General features: G+C 36.3%; 19 protein-coding genes and 2 tRNA genes. 19 read left to right on the top strand and 2 right to left on the bottom strand.

Going from position 1 to position 20,635, the window contains the following annotated elements; genetic code table 11:
- The first annotated feature begins 10 nt into the window (after positions 1 to 10).
- The 19 genes from CIB29_RS04805 to CIB29_RS04715 all read left to right on the top strand — a co-directional run bounded on the left by CIB29_RS04805 (position 11) and on the right by CIB29_RS04715 (position 19,198).
- Positions 11 to 2,341 (top strand): FtsK/SpoIIIE family DNA translocase, encoded by a 2,331-nt coding sequence (locus tag CIB29_RS04805; protein WP_198543753.1) that lies wholly within the window; start codon positions 11 to 13, stop codon positions 2,339 to 2,341.
- Positions 2,342 to 2,358: 17 nt separating this feature from the next.
- Positions 2,359 to 4,197 (top strand): YgiQ family radical SAM protein, encoded by a 1,839-nt coding sequence (locus tag CIB29_RS04800; protein ID WP_094547322.1) that lies wholly within the window; start codon positions 2,359 to 2,361, stop codon positions 4,195 to 4,197.
- A 42-nt stretch (positions 4,198 to 4,239) separates the two neighbouring features.
- On the top strand, positions 4,240 to 5,082 hold the full coding sequence (folD, locus tag CIB29_RS04795; protein WP_094547648.1) for a bifunctional methylenetetrahydrofolate dehydrogenase/methenyltetrahydrofolate cyclohydrolase FolD: 843 nt from the start codon (positions 4,240 to 4,242) through the stop codon (positions 5,080 to 5,082).
- Between the two features lie 507 nt (positions 5,083 to 5,589).
- The gene (rny, locus tag CIB29_RS04790; RefSeq protein ID WP_479724518.1) at positions 5,590 to 7,125 is read left to right on the top strand and encodes a ribonuclease Y; all 1,536 of its coding nucleotides are present in this window, start codon (positions 5,590 to 5,592) and stop codon (positions 7,123 to 7,125) included.
- 381 nt (positions 7,126 to 7,506) lie between these two features.
- Positions 7,507 to 8,280 carry a TIGR00282 family metallophosphoesterase gene (locus CIB29_RS04785; RefSeq protein ID WP_094547320.1) on the top strand — a complete coding sequence of 258 codons (774 nt, stop codon included), beginning with the start codon at positions 7,507 to 7,509 and terminating at the stop codon, positions 8,278 to 8,280.
- Positions 8,281 to 8,373: 93 nt separating this feature from the next.
- Positions 8,374 to 8,634: a stage V sporulation protein S gene (locus CIB29_RS04780; RefSeq protein WP_094547318.1), complete on the top strand. Its 261-nt coding sequence runs from the start codon at positions 8,374 to 8,376 to the stop codon at positions 8,632 to 8,634.
- A gap of 145 nt (positions 8,635 to 8,779) precedes the next feature.
- The gene (gene pgeF, locus CIB29_RS04775) at positions 8,780 to 9,601 is read left to right on the top strand and encodes a peptidoglycan editing factor PgeF (protein ID WP_094547316.1); all 822 of its coding nucleotides are present in this window, start codon (positions 8,780 to 8,782) and stop codon (positions 9,599 to 9,601) included.
- A gap of 111 nt (positions 9,602 to 9,712) precedes the next feature.
- The gene (locus CIB29_RS04770) at positions 9,713 to 10,747 is read left to right on the top strand and encodes a nicotinate phosphoribosyltransferase (RefSeq protein WP_094547314.1); all 1,035 of its coding nucleotides are present in this window, start codon (positions 9,713 to 9,715) and stop codon (positions 10,745 to 10,747) included.
- A gap of 174 nt (positions 10,748 to 10,921) precedes the next feature.
- Positions 10,922 to 12,472 (top strand): ABC transporter substrate-binding protein, encoded by a 1,551-nt coding sequence (locus CIB29_RS04765; RefSeq protein ID WP_094547312.1) that lies wholly within the window; start codon positions 10,922 to 10,924, stop codon positions 12,470 to 12,472.
- A gap of 175 nt (positions 12,473 to 12,647) precedes the next feature.
- Positions 12,648 to 12,732, top strand: a tRNA-Leu gene (locus CIB29_RS04760).
- A 7-nt stretch (positions 12,733 to 12,739) separates the two neighbouring features.
- Positions 12,740 to 12,813, top strand: a tRNA-Gln gene (locus tag CIB29_RS04755).
- A gap of 329 nt (positions 12,814 to 13,142) precedes the next feature.
- Positions 13,143 to 13,541: a secondary thiamine-phosphate synthase enzyme YjbQ gene (locus CIB29_RS04750; RefSeq protein ID WP_094547310.1), complete on the top strand. Its 399-nt coding sequence runs from the start codon at positions 13,143 to 13,145 to the stop codon at positions 13,539 to 13,541.
- 115 nt (positions 13,542 to 13,656) lie between these two features.
- Positions 13,657 to 14,466, top strand: coding sequence for a polysaccharide deacetylase family protein (locus CIB29_RS04745; protein ID WP_094547308.1), 810 nt, complete (start codon positions 13,657 to 13,659; stop codon positions 14,464 to 14,466).
- 97 nt (positions 14,467 to 14,563) lie between these two features.
- Complete coding sequence (locus CIB29_RS04740; RefSeq protein WP_094547306.1) at positions 14,564 to 15,232, top strand: Mur ligase family protein; 669 nt, start codon at positions 14,564 to 14,566, stop codon at positions 15,230 to 15,232.
- Positions 15,233 to 15,450: 218 nt separating this feature from the next.
- A complete protein-coding gene (locus CIB29_RS04735; protein ID WP_094547304.1) occupies positions 15,451 to 16,143 on the top strand; it encodes a single-stranded DNA-binding protein in 693 nt (230 codons plus the stop codon).
- Positions 16,144 to 16,541: 398 nt separating this feature from the next.
- The gene (locus CIB29_RS04730; RefSeq protein ID WP_094547302.1) at positions 16,542 to 17,123 is read left to right on the top strand and encodes a sigma-70 family RNA polymerase sigma factor; all 582 of its coding nucleotides are present in this window, start codon (positions 16,542 to 16,544) and stop codon (positions 17,121 to 17,123) included.
- Positions 17,124 to 17,159: 36 nt separating this feature from the next.
- Positions 17,160 to 17,804 carry a hypothetical protein gene (locus CIB29_RS04725; RefSeq protein ID WP_094547300.1) on the top strand — a complete coding sequence of 215 codons (645 nt, stop codon included), beginning with the start codon at positions 17,160 to 17,162 and terminating at the stop codon, positions 17,802 to 17,804.
- Positions 17,805 to 17,889: 85 nt separating this feature from the next.
- Positions 17,890 to 18,420: a cob(I)yrinic acid a,c-diamide adenosyltransferase gene (locus CIB29_RS04720; RefSeq protein ID WP_094547298.1), complete on the top strand. Its 531-nt coding sequence runs from the start codon at positions 17,890 to 17,892 to the stop codon at positions 18,418 to 18,420.
- Positions 18,421 to 18,436: 16 nt separating this feature from the next.
- Positions 18,437 to 19,198, top strand: a complete 762-nt coding sequence (locus CIB29_RS04715) for a YesL family protein (protein WP_094547296.1) — start codon at positions 18,437 to 18,439, stop codon at positions 19,196 to 19,198.
- 62 nt (positions 19,199 to 19,260) lie between these two features.
- Here CIB29_RS04715 and CIB29_RS04710 read toward each other — a convergent pair whose 3' ends face one another.
- Both CIB29_RS04710 and dapB read right to left on the bottom strand, forming a co-directional pair.
- Positions 19,261 to 19,731: an ACT domain-containing protein gene (locus CIB29_RS04710; RefSeq protein ID WP_094547294.1), complete on the bottom strand. Its 471-nt coding sequence runs from the start codon at positions 19,729 to 19,731 to the stop codon at positions 19,261 to 19,263.
- Between the two features lie 16 nt (positions 19,732 to 19,747).
- The gene (dapB, locus tag CIB29_RS04705; RefSeq protein ID WP_094547292.1) at positions 19,748 to 20,506 is read right to left on the bottom strand and encodes a 4-hydroxy-tetrahydrodipicolinate reductase; all 759 of its coding nucleotides are present in this window, start codon (positions 20,504 to 20,506) and stop codon (positions 19,748 to 19,750) included.
- Positions 20,507 to 20,635 lie beyond the last annotated feature (129 nt).

The following is a 20,635-nucleotide window of genomic DNA, read 5'->3' as shown; positions in this document are numbered from 1 at the left end:
GGTGGTCAAGATGGGAAAACGGAAGATAAAAGCTGGAAAAAAAACAACCCAAAATAACACTTCTCAAATTAATGTGCATGGAGAAGTTGTGGCACTCTTTACCATAGCTTTGGGCTTGCTGATGGGGGTTAGCTTCTTTTCAGAGGGAGCGGGGATTTTTGGAAATAGTTTTAGAAACATTTGTATGGGATTATTTGGATATTTGATATATGCGATTCCGTTTCTTGTTACAGCGTACGGTGTGCATTATGTTATCCAAAAAGGACAGTTGCAGTGCAGCTATAAGTACTGGCTGTCTTTTGGCTTATTAGTTTTAATTAGTGCAATAGTACATATATTTTTCTATGATTCCGGCCGGGAATTATCTGTGAAAGAAAGTATAGAATTCTTCTATATTTCAGGCCAGCAAGGAAAAGGTGGAGGAGTTGTTGGAGGTTTAATTGCTGAACCAATGATTAATATGTTCGGGATCTGGGGTGCGGGAATTATTTTAGTTACCTGTTCCCTGATTTTCATTATGATTATTACTGAAATTTCCTTTTTCAAAATTATTAATTTCCTGTATCCTTTTATAAAAAAAGGATTGCTTTTTGTACTAAAGAAAATAATTACTGCGGTCAGAAGAGTGACGGCCTGCAAACCGGACAAGGAAGATGAAGAGGGTCAGGAACAGCAGCCTGTATTACAGCAGCAGTCTGCACAGGAACAACAAGCAGCGGCTGTTGAAATGCCGATCAAAATATATGACCATCAAGCTGCAAGAAATAATAGTGGCTCTAATCAAAATACCGATAATAAATTTGTACAAACGCACAGCAAATCAATATCTATACCAAATAGGGAAGAGAAAAATGAAGTAAAACAGATGGAGAGTATCAATCCTTCCAATGAACATATTCATTATTCTTTTCCTCCTATTGATCTGTTAAATATAGACAACCAGGTCAGCAGACAGAAGGATTCTGCAAATGATTTGAGGAATAATGCCAAAAAATTGGTAGATACATTAAAAAGTTTTGGTGTCGAGGCAAAAGTATTGCAGGTGAGCAGGGGACCTTCCGTTACCCGGTATGAACTGCAACCCAGTGTAGGAGTAAAAGTTAGCAAAATTGTGAATCTAGCTGATGATATAGCTCTAAATCTTGCCGCATCCGGGGTCAGAATTGAAGCGCCTATTCCCGGAAAAGCTGCAATAGGTATAGAAGTGCCTAACAAAGAAGTGACACCTGTGTACCTGAGAGAAGTGATTGAATCGGAGGAATTTAGTCAATACCCATCCAAACTTGCACTTGCCCTGGGAAAAGATATAGCAGGAAAAGCTGTGGTAGCAGATATCTCCAGGATGCCGCACTTGTTAATTGCGGGCGCGACAGGTTCGGGCAAAAGCGTATGTATCAATACACTCATTACAAGTATCTTATATAAAGCCAACCCTAATGAGGTAAAGCTGGTAATGATAGACCCAAAAGTTGTAGAATTAGGTGTATATAATGGTATTCCTCATCTTCTCATTCCCGTGGTAACCGACCCTAAGAAAGCTGCAGGGGCATTAAATTGGGCAGTGCAGGAAATGGTAAACCGGTATAAACTTTTTGCTGATAATAATGTAAGAGATTTAAAAGGGTATAATGCATTGCTTAAAGAAAAGGGAGAAGATAACGCCCTGCCCCAGATTGTGATTATTATTGATGAGCTTGCAGACTTAATGATGGTAGCCCCTAATGATGTTGAAGATTCCATTTGCCGTTTAGCTCAGATGGCCAGAGCTGCCGGAATGCACCTTGTAATTGCTACACAGCGGCCTTCGGTTGATGTTATTACAGGGGTTATAAAGGCTAATATTCCTTCAAGAATTTCTTTTGCCGTATCTTCACAGGTGGATTCAAGGACGATCCTGGATATGGCAGGAGCAGAAAAGTTACTGGGCAAAGGAGATATGTTGTTTTATCCCGTGGGAGCAGCAAAGCCAATAAGATTGCAGGGAGCGTTTATATCCGATAAAGAAGTTGAGAACATTGTTGAGTATATTAAAGGCCATTCGGGCGCAAATTACCATGAAGATATTATTGAGCAGATAGAAAAAGAAAATGAAGTAGAAGAAATGGACCCTGGAGACAATGATGAATTACTCCCCCAGGCTATAGAACTGGTAGTAGATAGCGGACAGGCATCTGTTTCCATGCTTCAAAGACGGTTAAAAGTAGGTTATGCCCGGGCAGCAAGATTAATTGACCAGATGGAGACGCGGGGAATCGTAGGAGGATTTGAAGGCAGTAAACCCCGGCAAGTGCTCATTACTCGGCAGCAATATCATGAGATGCTTATGAATAGCGGTGATTAACGAAGGAGAATGTAAAAATGGCGATAAACGATTTTCTACCGACAACAAAAGAAGATATGCAAAGACGGGGCTGGGAACAGCTTGATTTTTTATATATCAGCGGAGATGCTTATGTGGATCACCCCAGTTTTGGACATGCAATCATCACCCGTGTCCTGGAGAGTAAAGGATATAAAATAGGAATTGTTGCACAGCCCAACTGGCGTAATACGGATGACTTTATGAAGCTTGGAAAGCCAAGGCTGGCAATTCTTATATCTTCCGGGAACCTGGATTCAATGGTAAACCATTATACGGCCAGTAAAAAGCCTCGCAGTGATGACGCTTATTCTCCTGGAGGGAAAGCCGGATACCGGCCTGATAGGGCGGTAATTGTATATTGTAACCGTGCTCGGGAGGCTTACAAGGATGTACCCATTATTATTGGAGGTATTGAAGCAAGTTTAAGAAGGTTTGCACATTATGATTATTGGGATAATAAAGTGAGAAGGTCCATACTGGCAGATTCCCGTGCTGATCTCCTGATATACGGAATGGGAGAAAAACAAATTGTTGAGGTAGCTAATGCTTTAAACGAAGGTAAAAGCGTAAATGAAATAACTTGGATTGCCGGAACCGCATATCTGACAGATAATATCGAAGATTTAAAATCAAAATCAATGCTTGTTCCGTCCTATGAAGAAGTAAGAGATAGTAAAAAGAGATATGCTGAAGCTTGTAAAATTCAATATGAAGAACAGGATCCAATAAGAGGCAAAATTATCATCCAGCCGCATGGAGATAAATATCTTGTACAAAATCCACCAATGATGCCTCTTAACAGAAATGAACTGGATACAGTTTATTCACTTCCGTATCAGAGGACTTACCATCCCATATATGAAGAACAAGGCGGGGTTCCAGCAATAAAAGAGGTTCAATTTAGTATTACCAGTTCTAGAGGGTGTTATGGTTCTTGTACCTTTTGTGCTTTAACATTCCACCAGGGTAGGACGGTACAAAGCCGGAGCAAAGCTTCAATTATTAATGAAGCAAGAAACATGACATGGCATCCTGATTTCAAAGGATATATACATGATGTAGGGGGTCCCACTGCTAATTTTAGAAATGAGGCCTGTGAGAAGCAAATAAAGCATGGTGCATGCAAAACCAGGCAGTGTCTCTATCCGCATCCGTGTAAAAATCTCAACATATCCCATAAAGAGTACCTGGACTTACTAAAAGAACTGAGGGATATTGAAGGCGTAAAGAAAGTATTTATCCGTTCAGGCATAAGATATGATTATTTGATTAACGACCGGAACGAAGAGTTTTTTTGGGAATTATGCCAGCATCATATCAGCGGGCAGTTAAAAGTGGCTCCGGAGCATGTTTCATCAGAGGTTCTTAAAAGAATGGGAAAACCTTCTAGGCAGGTGTATCAGAAATTTGCAGATAAATTTTATGAAATCAATAGAAAAATAGGAAAGGAACAATATCTGGTTCCCTATCTGATGTCCAGTCATCCGGGAAGCAGCCTGAAAGAAGCAATTGAACTGGCAGAATATTTACGGGATATTAAATACAGCCCGGAGCAGGTGCAAGACTTCTATCCCACACCTGGAACATTGGCCACATGTATGTTTTATACAGGGTTGGATCCAAGGACCATGGAGAAAGTATATGTACCACGCTCTCCAAAGGAAAAGGCGATGCAAAGGGCGCTGCTCCAATATAGGAAGCCGGAAAACTATGAACTGGTATATGAGGCGCTTGTTAAGGCGGGAAGAAGGGACCTGATTGGTTTTGGTCCTAAATGCCTTATTCGTCCCAGGAAAGGTAGAAATGAAAATGCATTGACAAGACGAAAGAGATAACATAAAATGAATAGTGCAAATAATGGAAAGGAGGACAATATTTTGGCAGCAAAAATTATCGACGGAAAACAAATTGCATCAAAAATTAAAAATGAATTAAAAAATGAAGTTGACCAGCTCAAATTGAAAGGAATTTTTCCTGGTTTAGCTGTTGTGATAGTAGGTAATAATCCGGCATCAAGAGTATATGTAAATGCGAAAAAGAAAGCATGTGAAGAGATTGGCATATATTCTGAAGAGTATGCCTTACCCGAAGAAACAACACAGCAGGAACTTTTGGATTTAGTCAGGACGCTCAATAAAAAGAAAGAAGTTCACGGGATACTGGTACAGCTTCCTCTTCCTAAACATTTAAATGAAGAAGAGGTAATAAATACGATCAATCCTAATAAAGATGTGGACGCTTTTCATCCTGTGAATGTTGGAAGAATTATATTAGGCAATCCTGTCTTTTTACCCTGTACGCCTGCGGGAGTAATGGAACTTATTAAACAGTCAGGCTTTGATGTAGAAGGAAAAGAATGTGTTGTGGTGGGAAGGAGCAATATTGTAGGAAAACCGCAATCCATACTTCTATTGGAACAGCATGGGACGGTTACGATATGCCATTCAAGGACAAGAAATCTTAAAGATGTGTGCAGGAGAGCAGATATATTGGTAGTAGCAGTTGGAAAACCGCATATCATTACAGGTGATATGATAAAGCCAGGTGCAGTTGTGATAGACGTCGGTGTAAATAGGCTGGAAAATAAGAAGTTAGCAGGAGATGTTGATTTTGACAGTGCGGTGGAGGTTGCAGGAGCTATTACCCCTGTGCCTGGAGGCGTTGGACCTATGACCATTGCAATGCTTATGAAAAATACCGTAAAAGCTGCACAACAATAATTCAATCAGGCACGGTATTAATTGATTCTTGACAGTAATTTTAAAAAAGTTTACAATTATCATATATATTTATACACCAAATATATATATTTTGTTTAAGTTTGCAAGTTCCTCAGGAAAAGTTTTGCATTAATAGAAGAAAATGAAAGATAATGCTATTGATGAATAGCGTCCGCACACTCGTGACTTCAGTAGAGTTAAGGACTCGAACTAGGGTAGGGACTACCCGAAGTTAAGCCTTTGAAGACTGCAAAGCAGTCGATGAATTAGGAATCCTGCGGCTTTAGTTGTGGGAGGTTCAAGAAGGTATCTGGAAACCATTTTATGGAATATTTTTTTGTCATGGTAAGGAGTTACAGCAGCGTGGCGAGCCTGCTGTTGTAAAGTTAAAGTGCAGTAGAAGACTGCGACGTTGTACCTTCAATGACAAGAGAAGAGTGAGTTTCCGAAATTATTTTGATAATAAGGGAGGTGCACATTATTACATTTGGAGAAATAATCATATTAATTGCCGTTGCACTTGGTGCAGCAATATTTTCGGGTATATTCGCTTTCCGTTTTGGAATTGCATATAGAAAAAAGATTGCTGAAGCTGAGATAGGCAGTGCAGAAGAAGAAGCGAAACGAATTATCAGTGATGCTTGTAAGACTGCTGAGAATAAGAAGAGAGAAGCTTTATTGGAAGCAAAAGAAGAGATTCATAAAAATAGAATCGAGTTTGACAGAGAAATAAAGGAAAGAAGAAATGAACTTCAGCGTCAAGAGAGAAGAATTCAACAAAAAGAAGAAACTTTGGACAGAAAAGTTGAATCTCTTGAAGCAAAGGAAGATATGCTGAATAGAAAAAGTAAGGAAATACAAGCTCTGCAGGAAGAAACTTTGGAAATTCAAAGAAAGCAGCTTGAAGAACTGGAAAGAATATCTGGCCTGACCGTAGAAGAGGCAAAGAATTATCTTTTGAAAAATATAGAGAATGAGGTTAAACATGAAGCTGCAATCATGATTAAAGACATTGAAGCTAAGACTAAGGAAGAGGCTGAGAAAAAAGCTAAAGATATTATAAGTGCGGCGATACAAAAATGTGCTGCAGATCATGTAGCTGAAGCTACAGTGTCAGTTGTACCTTTACCAAATGATGAAATGAAAGGAAGAATCATCGGTAGAGAAGGAAGAAATATCAGGACACTGGAAACCTTAACCGGAATAGATTTAATTATTGATGATACTCCTGAAGCAGTAATTTTATCAGGCTTTGATCCTATAAGAAGGGAAGTTGCCCGCGTAGCCCTGGAAAAGCTTATTATAGACGGTCGTATTCATCCTGCGCGGATTGAAGAGACTGTTGAACGGTCCAGGAAAGAAGTGGAAAATACTATCAGGCAGGAAGGTGAGCATGCGACTTTTGAAACAGGCGTGCATGGTTTGCATCCTGAGTTAATAAAATTACTGGGAAAATTGAAATTCAGGACCAGCTATGGTCAGAATGTACTAAGGCATTCTATTGAAGTGGCGCACCTAGCCGGTATTATGGCAGGAGAGCTGGGGGCAGATGTTAATATTGCAAAGAGGGCAGGATTACTTCATGATATTGGGAAGGCTGTAGACCATGAGGTTGAAGGTTCCCATGTAACGATTGGCGCTGATATTGCTAAAAAGTACAGGGAAAGTCAAGAAGTTATACATGCCATTATGGCTCATCACGGCGATGTCCAACCTGAGACCATTATTGCTTGCCTTGTCCAGGCGGCTGATACAATTTCAGCTGCAAGACCTGGAGCTAGACGGGAGAATCTTGAAACTTATATAAAGAGACTTGAAAAACTTGAGGAAATTGCTAATTCATTTAATGGTGTAGATAAATCTTTTGCTATTCAAGCAGGTAGAGAAATAAGAATTATGGTTAAGCCTGAAGATGTAAGTGATGAAAATGCTGTATTAATAGCTAGAGATATTGTTAAAAAAATAGAAAGTGAACTGGAATATCCTGGTCAAATTAAGGTAAATGTCATAAGGGAAACCAGGGCAATTGAGTATGCAAGATAGATAATACGAGTGGGTAGTGAGTAGTGGTTAGTGGGTAGTGTTGTTACAGTCCACGGTCCGCTATTTTCTACCCACTATTTAAATATTATATAAAAAACACTAAATACATTACATACATTGTGACGGGCAAGTCGCATCATGTATGGAATGTTGCAGCCGGAAAACCACCATGGAGGGTGATTTTAGGCTTATCCCGACACGGATGCCGGTATAAGCCGACAGTAAAACATGGAATATGTGGATAGATTTGGAATAATGTAATATATTAAGTGTATTATATATAGGTAAATTATGATAATATGGGAGGCAGGAAACGGAGAGGTTTCCTAATGAAAACAAGGATTGATTTTAGTCAATCTTGTTCTGACAGGAGGAAATTGATTGAGGGTTTTAGCTATTGGAGATATTGTAGGTAATTCAGGCCGTGCAATGATTAAAGATTTTTTAGGTAAGGTAAAAAAAGAATTAGAAGTAGATCTATGTATAGCTAATGGGGAAAATTCTGCTGCAGGTAATGGAATTACACGTCATATTGCTTATGAGCTGTTTAATCATGGTGTTGATGTAATTACTATGGGAAATCATGTATGGAGTAAGAAAGAGATAGTAAGGCTATTTGAAGAAAATTTAAAAATCATTAGACCTGCAAATTATCCTCCTGGAACTCCTGGTAGTGGTCATATCGTAGTAGGTGTAAAGAATAGCAAAGCGGCAATAGTGAATATTTCTGGAAGAGTTTATCTTGAAAATTTGGATTGCCCTTTTAGGGTAATTGAAAATGAGTTAAAACTGATTAAGAAAATCACAAATATTATTATAGTAGATTTTCATGCAGAAGCGACCTCCGAGAAAGTTGCCATGGGTTGGTATTTAGATGGGAAAGTAAGTGCAGTTTTCGGAACACATACGCATGTCCAAACTGCTGACGAAAGAATACTACCTAAAGGTACCGGATATATTACTGATATTGGTATGACCGGGCCATACGATTCTATTTTAGGAGTACAAAAAGAAATAATCATTAACCGTTTCATTACTCATTTCCCGGAAAAATTTGAAATAGCTGATGGGCCGGCACAATTTAACGGAATTATCCTGGAGATTGATGAAGTAACTGGAAAAACGACAAGTATTAATAGAATAGTTATTAAATAAGTATAACCTCTGAAAAAAATATAAAAAAAAGAAGGATTTTCCTGGTTTGTGTAGAATATATGTATATAAATTAAATAGGTGGAGGTAGCAGCGATGGAGGTACTTAAAGTTTCATCTAAATCCAGTCCAAATTCTATTGCAGGAGCATTAGCTGGTGTAATTCGTGAAAAAGGGGTTGCGGAGATACAAGCAATAGGCGCGGGGGCATTAAACCAGGCTATAAAAGCAGTAGCAATTGCAAGGGGATTTGTAGCTCCTTCCGGAATTGACTTGATATGCATTCCGGCATTTACTGATATTGTGATTGATGGAGAAGAAAGGACAGCTATAAAGCTCATCGTAGAGCCAAGGTAGACAAAAAATCGATAATTGGCAAGGAACTGTTAAGTGCAAAAAGTCTGGTGGGGATTTTTTGCACTTCTCTTTTATTCTTGTAATTTATATGGTATAATCAGTGCGGAGAAATGAAAAAAGTAGGTTATTATAGAAGAGGTGTCAGATGAATATAGGATTTAAGCACCATATTGTTGGCAATCTGGAGTATCTTACTATTCCCTGTTTTGATGAAACAGGAGTTGTAACCCACTGCTTTACTTCCAGGACAGGTGGAACCAGCAGCGGTGAATGTCAAGCGCTTAATCTTGGATTTAATAGAAATGATACACGGGAAAATGTACTCAACAATTTTAGAATTATTACTCAGCAAATAAACGTTGATTACAGAAACCTTGTGTTTTCCAATCAAGTTCATGAAGACAATATCGCAAGTATAACAATGCAAGATGGTGGAAAAGGTATAACTGTTGAAAGCGATATAAGAGGTGTAGATGGTCTTATTACCAGCGAAAGAGGAGTACCTCTTGTCACATTTTACGCCGATTGTGTTCCATTGTTTTTTCTTGATCCGATAAAAGGAGTTATTGCCCTTTCCCACTCCGGTTGGAGAGGAACAGTAAAAAAAATTGGAGAAAAGACTATATATAAGATGATAAATGAATATGGGTGCTGTGTCGATAATATTCTTACAGCAATAGGCCCTTCAATTGGTAAATGTCATTTTGAAGTAGATGAGCCAGTGGTAGGACAATTTTTTAAGTCCTTCGGTAAAAATGCTGAAGAATTCATTGAAGAGAAGAAAAATAAGAAATACCATATAGACCTCTGGAGGGCGAATGTGTTGCAGTTTCAACAAGCAGGCATAAAAGATGAACATATTACTGTCGCACAAGAATGTACCTACTGCAATGAAAAGTTATATTTTTCACATAGGCGGGATAAAGGGAAAACAGGCAGTTTGGCAGCAATAATGCAACTAGTATAGAAATAGTTCATGGTAAAACATTAATTTTAAGAACTACAAACCATGAACTACAAACTACTAACTATAAACAACGAACTATTAATTAAGAACTAAATAGGAGGCACAAATTCTATGAAGCAACTTAAGACACTAGAAGATGTAAAAAACTATTCTCCTGAACAGGAAAGACTATTTTATTCTGCGAACCACGATGAGATCGCATCTGGAGCAACAACGGATATTTATTTTATCAGGACCTTGGAAATATTAAAGCACTTAAATTTGGAGAATACTATTGTTACAGCAGAGATTTTTGCCCGTCAAAGTGGTATGTTTAGCGGAATAGGGGAAGTAATTAATCTTTTAAAGGATAAAAATATAGAGATTTGGGCAATAGAAGAAGGGGATACTTTTCAACCTAAAGAGACTCTGGTTAGAATCAAAGGAATTTACAGTGAATTCGGCATGTTTGAAACAGTAATCCTGGGATGTCTTGCAAGCTCTTCGGGATGGGCAACGGCTGCAAGGGAATGCAGGGAAGCGTGTGGAGATAAACCATTTATATGTTTTGGTTCCAGGCACATTCATCCAGCTGTAGCCCCGGTAATGGAAAGAGCAGCTATTATCGGAGGAGCCAATAATGCAAGTAATATTTTAGCAGCAAAGATGATGGGAAAGGAACCTTCGGGAACTGTACCTCATGCCGCTTTTTTGATTGCCGGAGATACCCTGACGATTGCCCAAGCGTATGATGAATGTATGCCAGACGAGGATCCAAGAATTATTCTGATTGATACGTATAAAGATGAAGTAGAAGAGAGTTTAAGAGTAGCAGAATTCTTGAAAGATAAGCTTGCAGGAATAAGGCTTGATACTCCCAGTGAAAGAGGTGGTGTTACCCCTGCTTTAGTTCAAGAGGTAAGAGCAAGATTAGACATGGCAGGATACACCCATGTTAAAATATTTGTCTCAGGAGGACTAACTCCGGAGAGGATTAGACTTCTTTCAAATTGTGGAGTGGATGCATTTGGAGTTGGCAGCTATATTTCCGGCGCACCGGCAATAGAAATGACGATGGATTTGAAAGAAGTAAATGGAAGACCAGTTGCTAAAAGGGGAAGAATACCAGGTTTAATAGCCAATCCTAAGTTAGTGAAGATTAAATAAATTTGGCCAGTTATGTAAAAACTTTAATGTAATTTATATTAATAGTGTATTATTGAATCAAAAAGATTGAAGGGAGCTTTACTTTATTTGAAAAAAATAATTAGCGTAGTTTGCATTTTTTTATTGATATTATTGCTATTAAGCTCTTGTAACTATCAACAGGGTGAACAGAGTTTGGATGATAATATTCAGCCGGAGCAAAGAAAAGATATTCAAGATACCGGGCCGGTAAAAGGTGGGACGTTAAACCTTTATTCTTTAAATCCGGATACTTTAAACCCTTTGTTTACAAAAAGCAAGTCGAATGCAGAAATTTTAAATCTGGTTTTTAATAGTCTAATCATATATGATAAAAATATGAATGTATTCCCATCTTTAGCCGAAAGATGGGAAGTTTCCCCTGATGGGATGACTTGGACATTCTTTCTCAGAAAGGATGTTAAATGGCATGACAATGCCCAGTTTACTGCAAATGATGTGGATTATACCTTTAAAGTTCTTTCTAGCAGTAAATACGATTCGATATATAAGTTTAATATACAATTTGTTTCTTATTTTAGTGTTGTAGACGAATACACATTTAAGGTGGTTTTGACTCAACCCTATGGCAATTTTTTGGAAATGATGACTTTTCCAATTGTGGCCAAGCATCAATTTCAGGGAAAAGAGTTGGACGGAAATACTCCGGATTTTAAACCCATCGGTACCGGGCCTTTTAAGTTTGTTAAATATGACCCGCTAAAAGAGTTAAGATTAAAGGTTAATACTGCATGGTGGGGGGAAAATGTGCCGTATATTGAAGATATTATTGTCAAATTAGTTCCGGATAATAATACGGCTTTGTATGCGCTTGAGGCGAAAGAGATAGATTTGGTTCCCACCAATGTTGTAGACTGGGAAAAATACAGCGGAAAAGGAAATATCAAGATTAAAGAGTTTATTACCAATTATTATGAATTTATAGCAGTTAATTTTAATAATAAAGTTCTAAGTGATAAAGCTGTACGTAAAGCAATTGCTTATGCCATTGATAGAAACAAAATTATAAATGAGGTACTATTAAATCATGCTAAAAAGTCCGATGTGCCTGTTAATCCTGAATCATGGTTATATGATCCTTCCTCACAGATTTATGATTATGATATCCAGAAAGCTAAAGAAATACTTAACGGGGCAGGTTGGAATGATTTAAACAATGATGGAGTCCTGGATAAGGTGATTGATGGTGTTAATATGTCTCTTTCTTTTGAAATTATTACGAACAATGACAATGTTATAAGAGACAAGGCTGCCACAATCATAGAAAACCAGTTGAAGGCTGTAGGAATGAATGTAACTGTAAAAAAAGTTGCCTGGAATGAGTTGAATTCTATTCTAAACTCAAAAAATTTTGATGCAGTATTGAGTGGATTGAATCTTTTTCCAAATAGTGACTTATCCTTTGCATTCCATTCATCAGAAATTGAAAGGGGAACCAATTTTATTTCCTATAATAATCCGCAAATGGATGAACTTCTGCAACAAGCTTTTAAAGCAGTAGATAAAGAACAAAGAAGGCAGGCCTACTCCCTTTTGCAAAAGCAGATAGCAGAAGAATTACCCTATATAAGCCTTTACTTTAGAACTTCAGCAGTTTTGTATAATGATAGATTACGGGGCGATGTAAACCCTATTGGGACCAATATATATAACAATATTCACAAGTGGTATTTGCTAAAGGAATAGAGTAAAAAGCTGCAGTATCGAAACTTTTACACATGAACTAGGGGACGGGTCGAAACTGCTGAAAAGTCGATCTAAAATATATTTAATTATTTATGTGTATATAATTAAAAAAAGTGTTGACAATATATAATGAACCTGCTATAATACTCTTTGTCGGAAAAAATAAGTATTATAAGCAGGAGTGGTGGAACGGCAGACACGCTATCTTGAGGGGGTAGTGCACAACGTGTGTGCGGGTTCAAATCCCGCCTCCTGCACCATGGATATTGCGGGATTGTGTAAGGGTAGCACGAGTGACTCTGACTCACTTTGTCTGGGTTCGAATCCTAGTCCCGCAGCCAATTTAAATAAAAACCCATTGAAATATAAATATTTCAATGGGTTTTTTATTTTATGCCTTATCAGTCGGGGTGATTTTTTATTTTTTAAAATTTAAATCGAATAAATTATATCTAATCTTTTTCAAGTCGTTTTTTATATAAAAAGGACTTATTTACCTACATAAAATATGTTATTATATTTACAAACAATATATTGATGGCAATATCCAAAATGAAAAAAACTGAAATTTTCAGAACAAATAATAAATTGATTGTTGAGTTAGCAAAATTGTATTTTTGATGATCGGATTAAAGAATGCTATATTAAATAAAATAGGAGGTATTGATGGATGTTTTATGAAGTGCCTGTAAAGACAAATAGAAGCACTGAATTTATAGATATTACTAGAAAAATAAGCGAGTTGGTTTTTGAAAGTGGAGTAAAAAATGGAATTTGTTACATTTACGTGCCTCATACTACGGCTGGATTAACTATAAATGAAAATGCTGATCCCGATGTTGTGCACGATATATTAGTCCGGCTCAATAAGGTTATCCCCTTTGATGATAACTACAGGCATGCGGAAGGTAACTCTGCAGCCCATATTAAAGCAAGTATGATGGGCTTTAACCAGTATATCATTATTAATAATGGGAAGTTAATGCTGGGAACCTGGCAAGGCATTTATTTCACAGAATTTGATGGTCCAAGACATAGGAAAGTATATGTTAAAATTATAGAGGGATAAAAGCAGGCACCCTGGAAAGATAGTATATCCAATTATACTATCTTTTTTTTGTCATAATCAGTTCATTTCAGAATAGAATTAAATGAAGAAAACTATAAAAAGGAGATGCATTTCTATGAAAGTGTTTGTGATTCATAAAAATACACTTATCATTTATGGACTTGCAATTATTCTTATCTGTGGAGTATTAACTTTTAACTGGGATACAACAATAAGTGTCTTTTCTGCATTATCACTTAAGAGAGATCTACCTATCTATTACGTAGATAGACAGGATAAAGCAATATCCATTTCCTTTGATGCTGCATGGGGTAATGAAGATACACAAGACCTGATCAATATCTTGGAGCAATATAAGGTAAAGACTACATTTTTTGTCGTAGGTGGATGGGTTGATAAATACCCTGAATCTGTTAAAGCATTAAGTGACGCCGGACATGAAATCATGAACCATTCCAACACTCACCCGCATATGACACAGTTGTCCGTTGAAAAAATGAAGGAAGAAATAAAGAAATGTGATGACAAGATTGAGGCTATTACAGGAAAAAGACCTTTCCTATTTAGACCGCCTTATGGAGACTATAATGATAAAGTGGTTCAAGCGTGTAGAGAGATGGGGCATTATACTATCCAATGGGATGTGGATTCACTGGATTGGAAAGAGTTGGGGGTAGATGCTATTGTTGAAAGAGTGACTAAAAGAGTGAAAAGCGGATCTATTGTACTATTCCATAATGCAGCTAAATATACTCCTGCAGCATTACCCAAAATTCTTGATACATTACAAAAAGAAGGCTATAAAATAGTACCTATTTCGGAATTAATTTACAGGGACAATTACCATATTGATCATACAGGGAAACAGATACCAAATAATAAAGATAAAACTTCAGTTGACAAGCATATAAAAGTTGACAGCTAAAATATTAATAAATAAATTCATAAGTCATATTACATAATACAATAAGAATGTGTAAAACATAAAAGTATTAATATAATTAGCGATAGGAGTTGAAAAAGTGATAACTGTTGCAATATCAGGAGTTCATCAAAACTCAGCAATTATTAATATGCTTCGAAAAATCTTCAGCAGATCAGGTAAAAGGTTAAATGTGATTGAAACTTATGATTTTCACTCTTCAACTCCGCCTGGTACTACTTTTAAAAGTTATATTGAAGAACTTGGGAAAAATGGTGTTGATATAGTTATTATTAAGGTTATACCCGAAAAGATTTCTAAGGGGATATACAACGATATAGGGTTTAATATTTTGGTATATGACAGTGTTAAAGAAGACGATGATCAACTATTAGAAAAAGATTTGTTAAAATATCAAAAGAGAATATTTGACAAGATGCGGAAAGATGATATTGCAGTTGTAAATATAGATGATGAGACGGTATTTGAACTGCTAAAAGGCAGCAAGATGTGTGTAATTACTTATGGACTTGCTTCTAAAGTTACAATAACAGCATCAAGTATTGAAGAAGATGCTCATAGCAGCACTTTTATATATTGCTTGCAAAGAAATATTACTACCCTTGAAAATAAGAATGTTGAGCCACAGGAGTTTCCTATTAAAGTTGTTCCTTCGTTGGGTAACAGTATTTATGATGCACTTGCAGCAGTCACTGTAGCTTTGATTTGTGATATAGATGCAGAATTATTTAAAGAGTTAGTGTTATAATTAACCAACTTTAAAAGTAAATATTGTGATTTTAAAGTTGGTTAATTTCATCGATAACTACATTAATTTATTTTTTAATTTTAATATTGGTTATCGATATAAAAGAATTCAGTTTGAACATAAAAAATACTTCTAAAATTAGGTTTGTCTGAATAAATATATGATAAAGGAAACCCTAATGCACATAAGAATAAATTTGAGAGGAGAGTGGGGGGTCAATGGTGGAAAACACTTTAGATAATAATGAAGTGGAGATTGTAGGGACAATTGATAGCCAATTAACTTTTAGTCACGAGGTATATGGTGAAGGATTTTATAACTTTATTTTAAAAGTTCCCAGGCTTAGTGATATGGTAGATCTTATTCCGATTACTGTTTCAGAGAGGTTATTAAAGAATATGAAATTGAAAGCAGGAGATCAAGTAGAAATCTCGGGACAGTTTCGTTCTTATAATAACTACAATAGTGAGGGAAACAAACTGATACTAACAGTATTTGCTAAAGATATAAAATATTTGCAAGATGATAAAAAAGTAAAAAATCCTAATTATATCTACTTAAACGGATATATATGCAAGGAACCTGTATACAGGACAACACCCTTTGGCCGGGAAATATCTGATATCTTGCTGGCGGTTAACAGGTCTTATAATAAGTCCGATTATATTCCCTGCATAGCATGGGGCAGAAACGCCCGCTATTCCGAAACCCTTAAAGTAGGTGAGAATATAAAAGTATGGGGTAGAATCCAGAGTAGAGAATATCAGAAAAAGGTCAATGATACAGAGACTGTTAGCAAGATAGCATATGAGGTATCTATTTCAAAAATGGAAGTGGTTAATAGAAATAATGACACTGAGCGCTATATTGAAAATGAGAGCAATGAGACTTTTCAACCTTCTTCCTGCTAAACCAAACTTTTTCATAGGTTGTTGATGAAATACTCAACAACCTTTTATTTTGCTATTTTATATTATGGTACATTGCCTATTATTTTTGAATAAAGAAAATCAAAAAAAGATTTTGTTGAAGTGGAAACAATTTTCTAAATAGTCGTTTTTGATGGTCACAAAACTTATACAATCAACATATGCTATTAATGGTTGACATAATTATATTTCGTAAATTTAACCGGCTTAATAGCTCATAAAGAACATATGGAGGTGTTTCAAAAGATAACTTACTAGCTTTTATTGGTATACCCAGTAAGCTTTAGTGGGTTTTTGTATTTATTGCTAACTCTCTGTATAATTTCTTTAGCGCTACATTGTCAGGGTCGACCCTCACAAAAAAGTGAGGAGATAAATAAATGCAATATAAGCTAAAGGAATTGGTGCAAAGGACCAAAAAAGGCGATGATCAAGCAGCCGAACAGCTCTTGTTAAAACTAAAACCTCTGATTTTATCAAGTATCAAGAAATATGCAAGCATCGGCATTGACCGCGATGAACTGCTGCAAGAAGGGTATCTGGAAGTACTTCGTTTAACTTATGATTATGATGAAAGTAAAGGAATTCCTTTTCTAGGATATGTAAAAGCATATCTAAATTACTTTTTTATGAACTATTTTAGAGGTATGAAGATAGTGTACGATTCCCTGGATCAAGATGTAAGTATTGGGGATGACAAGGTTTCAAAGATCGATTTTATTCATGATGATTCTCCGACTCCATTGGAACAATATGTGGTGCAGGAATCCTATGAAGAATTATCAGCTGCCATTAAACAATTAACTCCTAAACAGCGGGAAATCATCTATTTGTGCTATTATAGCAAGATGCCTATGACCGCAATTGCAAGAAAAATGAATATGCACTATATGAGTGTCGTAAAGCTAAAACAAAGAGCAATACAAAAACTTAGGAATCTGTTAAAAAGAGAAGGAAGATGAGGAATTAAGATTTTGTTGGTAAGCCGGGAGGTAATCATGGTGGACAATACAGAAGAAATGCTAGCCGGGAGTATAGCGGCAATTATACCTGCTTATGAGCCGAATGTAGGGGACGTAACAAAAATTATTAATAGAAATGGTGATGAATATATAGCAAAGAAAAAAATAAAAACCGTATTGATAAGACTTGCACATATATATGCGCTTGACCTCACAGCGTCACGCCGCAAGTATGCTTCTATTATAGGTCAGCGAAATGTCATACCTATTCCATTTAGTGAACACATGATACTAATTCCGTTTAAAATGAGAAAGCCTATAGCAGAAAATGATGGAAGCCTGGGTTATATTAACCTTGTATCCATTCAGGTAGTTGAAAAGGCAAAAGAAAATAACTGTGTTGAAATTGTTTTAGAAAATAAAATTCGTATAAAATGTATGGTAAGCTACGCAACGGCATATAAACATATAAAAAATGCACAAATTGTTAAGCAGCATTATCTTGGTCTGCATTTAGGAACTTCCCATCTTCAATCTGTAAGCGATATGTACTCACAATATGATCAGCCTGCTACAAAGACAGATATTGCACTGTTGACGACCCAGATCATGGAGCTGAAGAATTACCTTACAAAATACAGTATGCCGTCTATTATAGAAAATGATTTGAATAAACAATAATTTACAATAATATATTTATTGAATTTACACCTTTTTACTGTTAAAATATAAGGGACAACTATTGGACTGGAGGTTGCTATGTTCTATGTTAAAGGGTTTAGTACAGGTCTATACTGGAAACGGAAAGGGTAAGACTACAGCAGCAATTGGGCAGGGCTTCAGGAGTGCAGGAAGAGGTTTAAAGGTTTATATGATTCAGTTTCTTAAAAGCTCAGATACAGGAGAATTGCATTCAGCTAAGAAACTGGGCGAAATTTTTAAAATTTTCAGGTTTGAAAAAGAAAGAGGTTTTTTCTGGAATCTTAATGAAGAGGAAAAAATGGAACTGAAGAAAGAAGTTCATGAGGCCTTCGAGTTTGCACAAAATGTTATTCAAAATGGGGAATGTGATATTCTAATTTTAGATGAAATTATGGGAGCAATTCATAATAAACTGATTGATGAAAAACTGGTATGTGACTTTATTCAAAAAAAGCCTGCACACGTTGAAATAATTCTAACAGGGCGAAATGCGCCGCAGTGCATAATAGATCTGGCTGATTATGTTTCTGAAATTGTTCCTGTAAAACATCCTATGGAAAAGGGGATAGGAGCAAGGAAAGGGATAGAATATTAAGGGGGTTATAAATGAAATGGCAGGATTTTTTGGCTTTTTTGATTATACGAAACCAGGCCCGGGCGTACCAAAGGATGCTCCACCGAAAAGCCGGTTTATAGTGTTCTTTGAAGTATTTCTTAGAAAGTTTTGGAGATTGGTGACCCTCAATATAATTTATTTTATTGCTTGTATACCAATTATCACCATAGGGCCTGCTACCGCAGGGTTTACCTATGTTTTAAGAAACTTTTCTAGGGAAGAGCATGCCTGGGTGTGGAGTGACTTTAAAGAGCATGCGTTAAGGAATTTTAAACAGGCATTTATTATCAGTGTTATTGATTTATTTGCGCTGGTTATAGGGTATGTCAATTTTCAGTTTTATTCTCAAATAGGAACTCAGAATGTTCTGTTAGGTTATTTAAAATATGTAATTGCTGCTATGGGAATAATATTTATAATCATGCATTTATATATATACCCGATGTTGGTTACTTTTAAATTAACCGTAAAGCAGATTTTCAAAAATGCTTTTATTTTTGCTATTTTAAAGCTTCCTCAAAATATCGGTATGTTGTTTTTATGCGCTATAGTAGCTTTAGGATTCTATTATTACTATATGATAGGTATTTTACTGACACCTTTTATTGTGTTAAGCACTTTAGGACTTATGATCAATTTTTACGTTTATCCTATCCTGCAAAAATATATGATTGATAAGATCCAGGCTGTCGAAGAAGTTGAAAATACAGAGAAAGTCGAAGATATTGAAGATATAGATGCAAATGTGCAAGCCTAAAAGAAAAAAGAAGCGTGCTTAGACCGGTACGCTTCTTTTTATTGGCAGTTAGTCATTAAAATTTAAAGATTAAATTCTTTCTTAATAGCATCTACAGCTCTATCAACGTCTTTTTCATAAACAAGACATGAAATATCAACTTCTGAAGTTGTAACTAACTTTATTTCAATATCATTTGCCGATAAAACAGTAAACAGTTTTGCGGCAACCCCTGGAATATCTCTCATTGCTTCACCATATACCGAGATTTTGCTATTATTCGAATTAACTTCTACTCTCAATTGAGGTATATCTTTTTTGAATTTTCCCAGTACATTAATTGCCTTTACCAGGTCATTATCGGGCAGGGTAAAGGAAACATTCACTATCCCCCTGTAAGGGGCAGTCTGGCTAATCATATCAATATTTATACCTTCACCTGCAATAGCAGTAAAAATATTTGAAAGGACCTGTATTTTGTTAGGGATGTTGTCTAAAGTAATTAAGCTGACGTCGCTCATCACTGTTAAATTGGTTATGGCATTTTGATTCATGATAAAACACCTTCCTTCATAGGCTGTTTACAAGGTCTTTCATATTATACATACCCGGCTTTTTCCCTATAAGGAATTTTGCAGCTTTCAATGCGCCAACAGCAAATATTTCTTTTGACATGGCACTGTGGTTGATTTCAATAATTTCATCATTGCCAGCAAAAATGACTGAATGCTCTCCAACTATCGTTCCGCCTCTCACGGCATGGATGCCTATTTCATTTTTGCCTCTTTTTTTGCGGACAGAATGCCGGTCGTAAACATAGTCACGGGTCTGTGTAAGGCTTGAGGATATTGCATCGGCTATAGCCAGTGCCGTTCCACTTGGAGCGTCTATCTTCTGGTTATGGTGTTTTTCTATGATTTCTATATCAAAAGAATCCTCTAAAAGTTTAGCAGCCCGTGAAACCAGATCAATTAAGAGGTTAACACCCAGCGACATATTTGCTGAAAAGAATACCGGTATATTGCTTGCAGTTTCACGAAGTTTGGATATTTGCTGGTGAGATAGTCCTGTAGTTGCAACTACAATGGGTAATTTTCTCGATACTGCAAAGGGTAATAATTTTTCAAGGGAATTAGGATGGGAAAAATCTATAATGACATCAGCCTTTTCCGTTGAATCATTCGGATTCTTATATACCGGGTAATCATTACTTACTGTATCGACAATATCAAAACCTGCTACGATTTTAAACTCCTCATTTTCAGATACAAGCCTGGTTATAACTCTTCCCATTTTTCCATTGCAGCCACTCATAATTAGCTTTATCATTGGTTTGCACATCCTTCTGGATTAGTGTAAAAATAGTTCATGGTTCGTAGTAAAGTATTAATTTTACTACGAACATTTTTCATTATTATTTGTGAGTTTTTTATTTGTATATGCTGGTCAATTCTATAA

The organism is Petroclostridium xylanilyticum (genome assembly GCF_002252565.1).
GTDB lineage: Bacteria > Bacillota > Clostridia > SK-Y3 > SK-Y3 > Petroclostridium > Petroclostridium xylanilyticum.
Note: the sequence above shows the minus strand (reverse complement) of the source record. Positions and strands in the feature narration are given on the sequence as shown.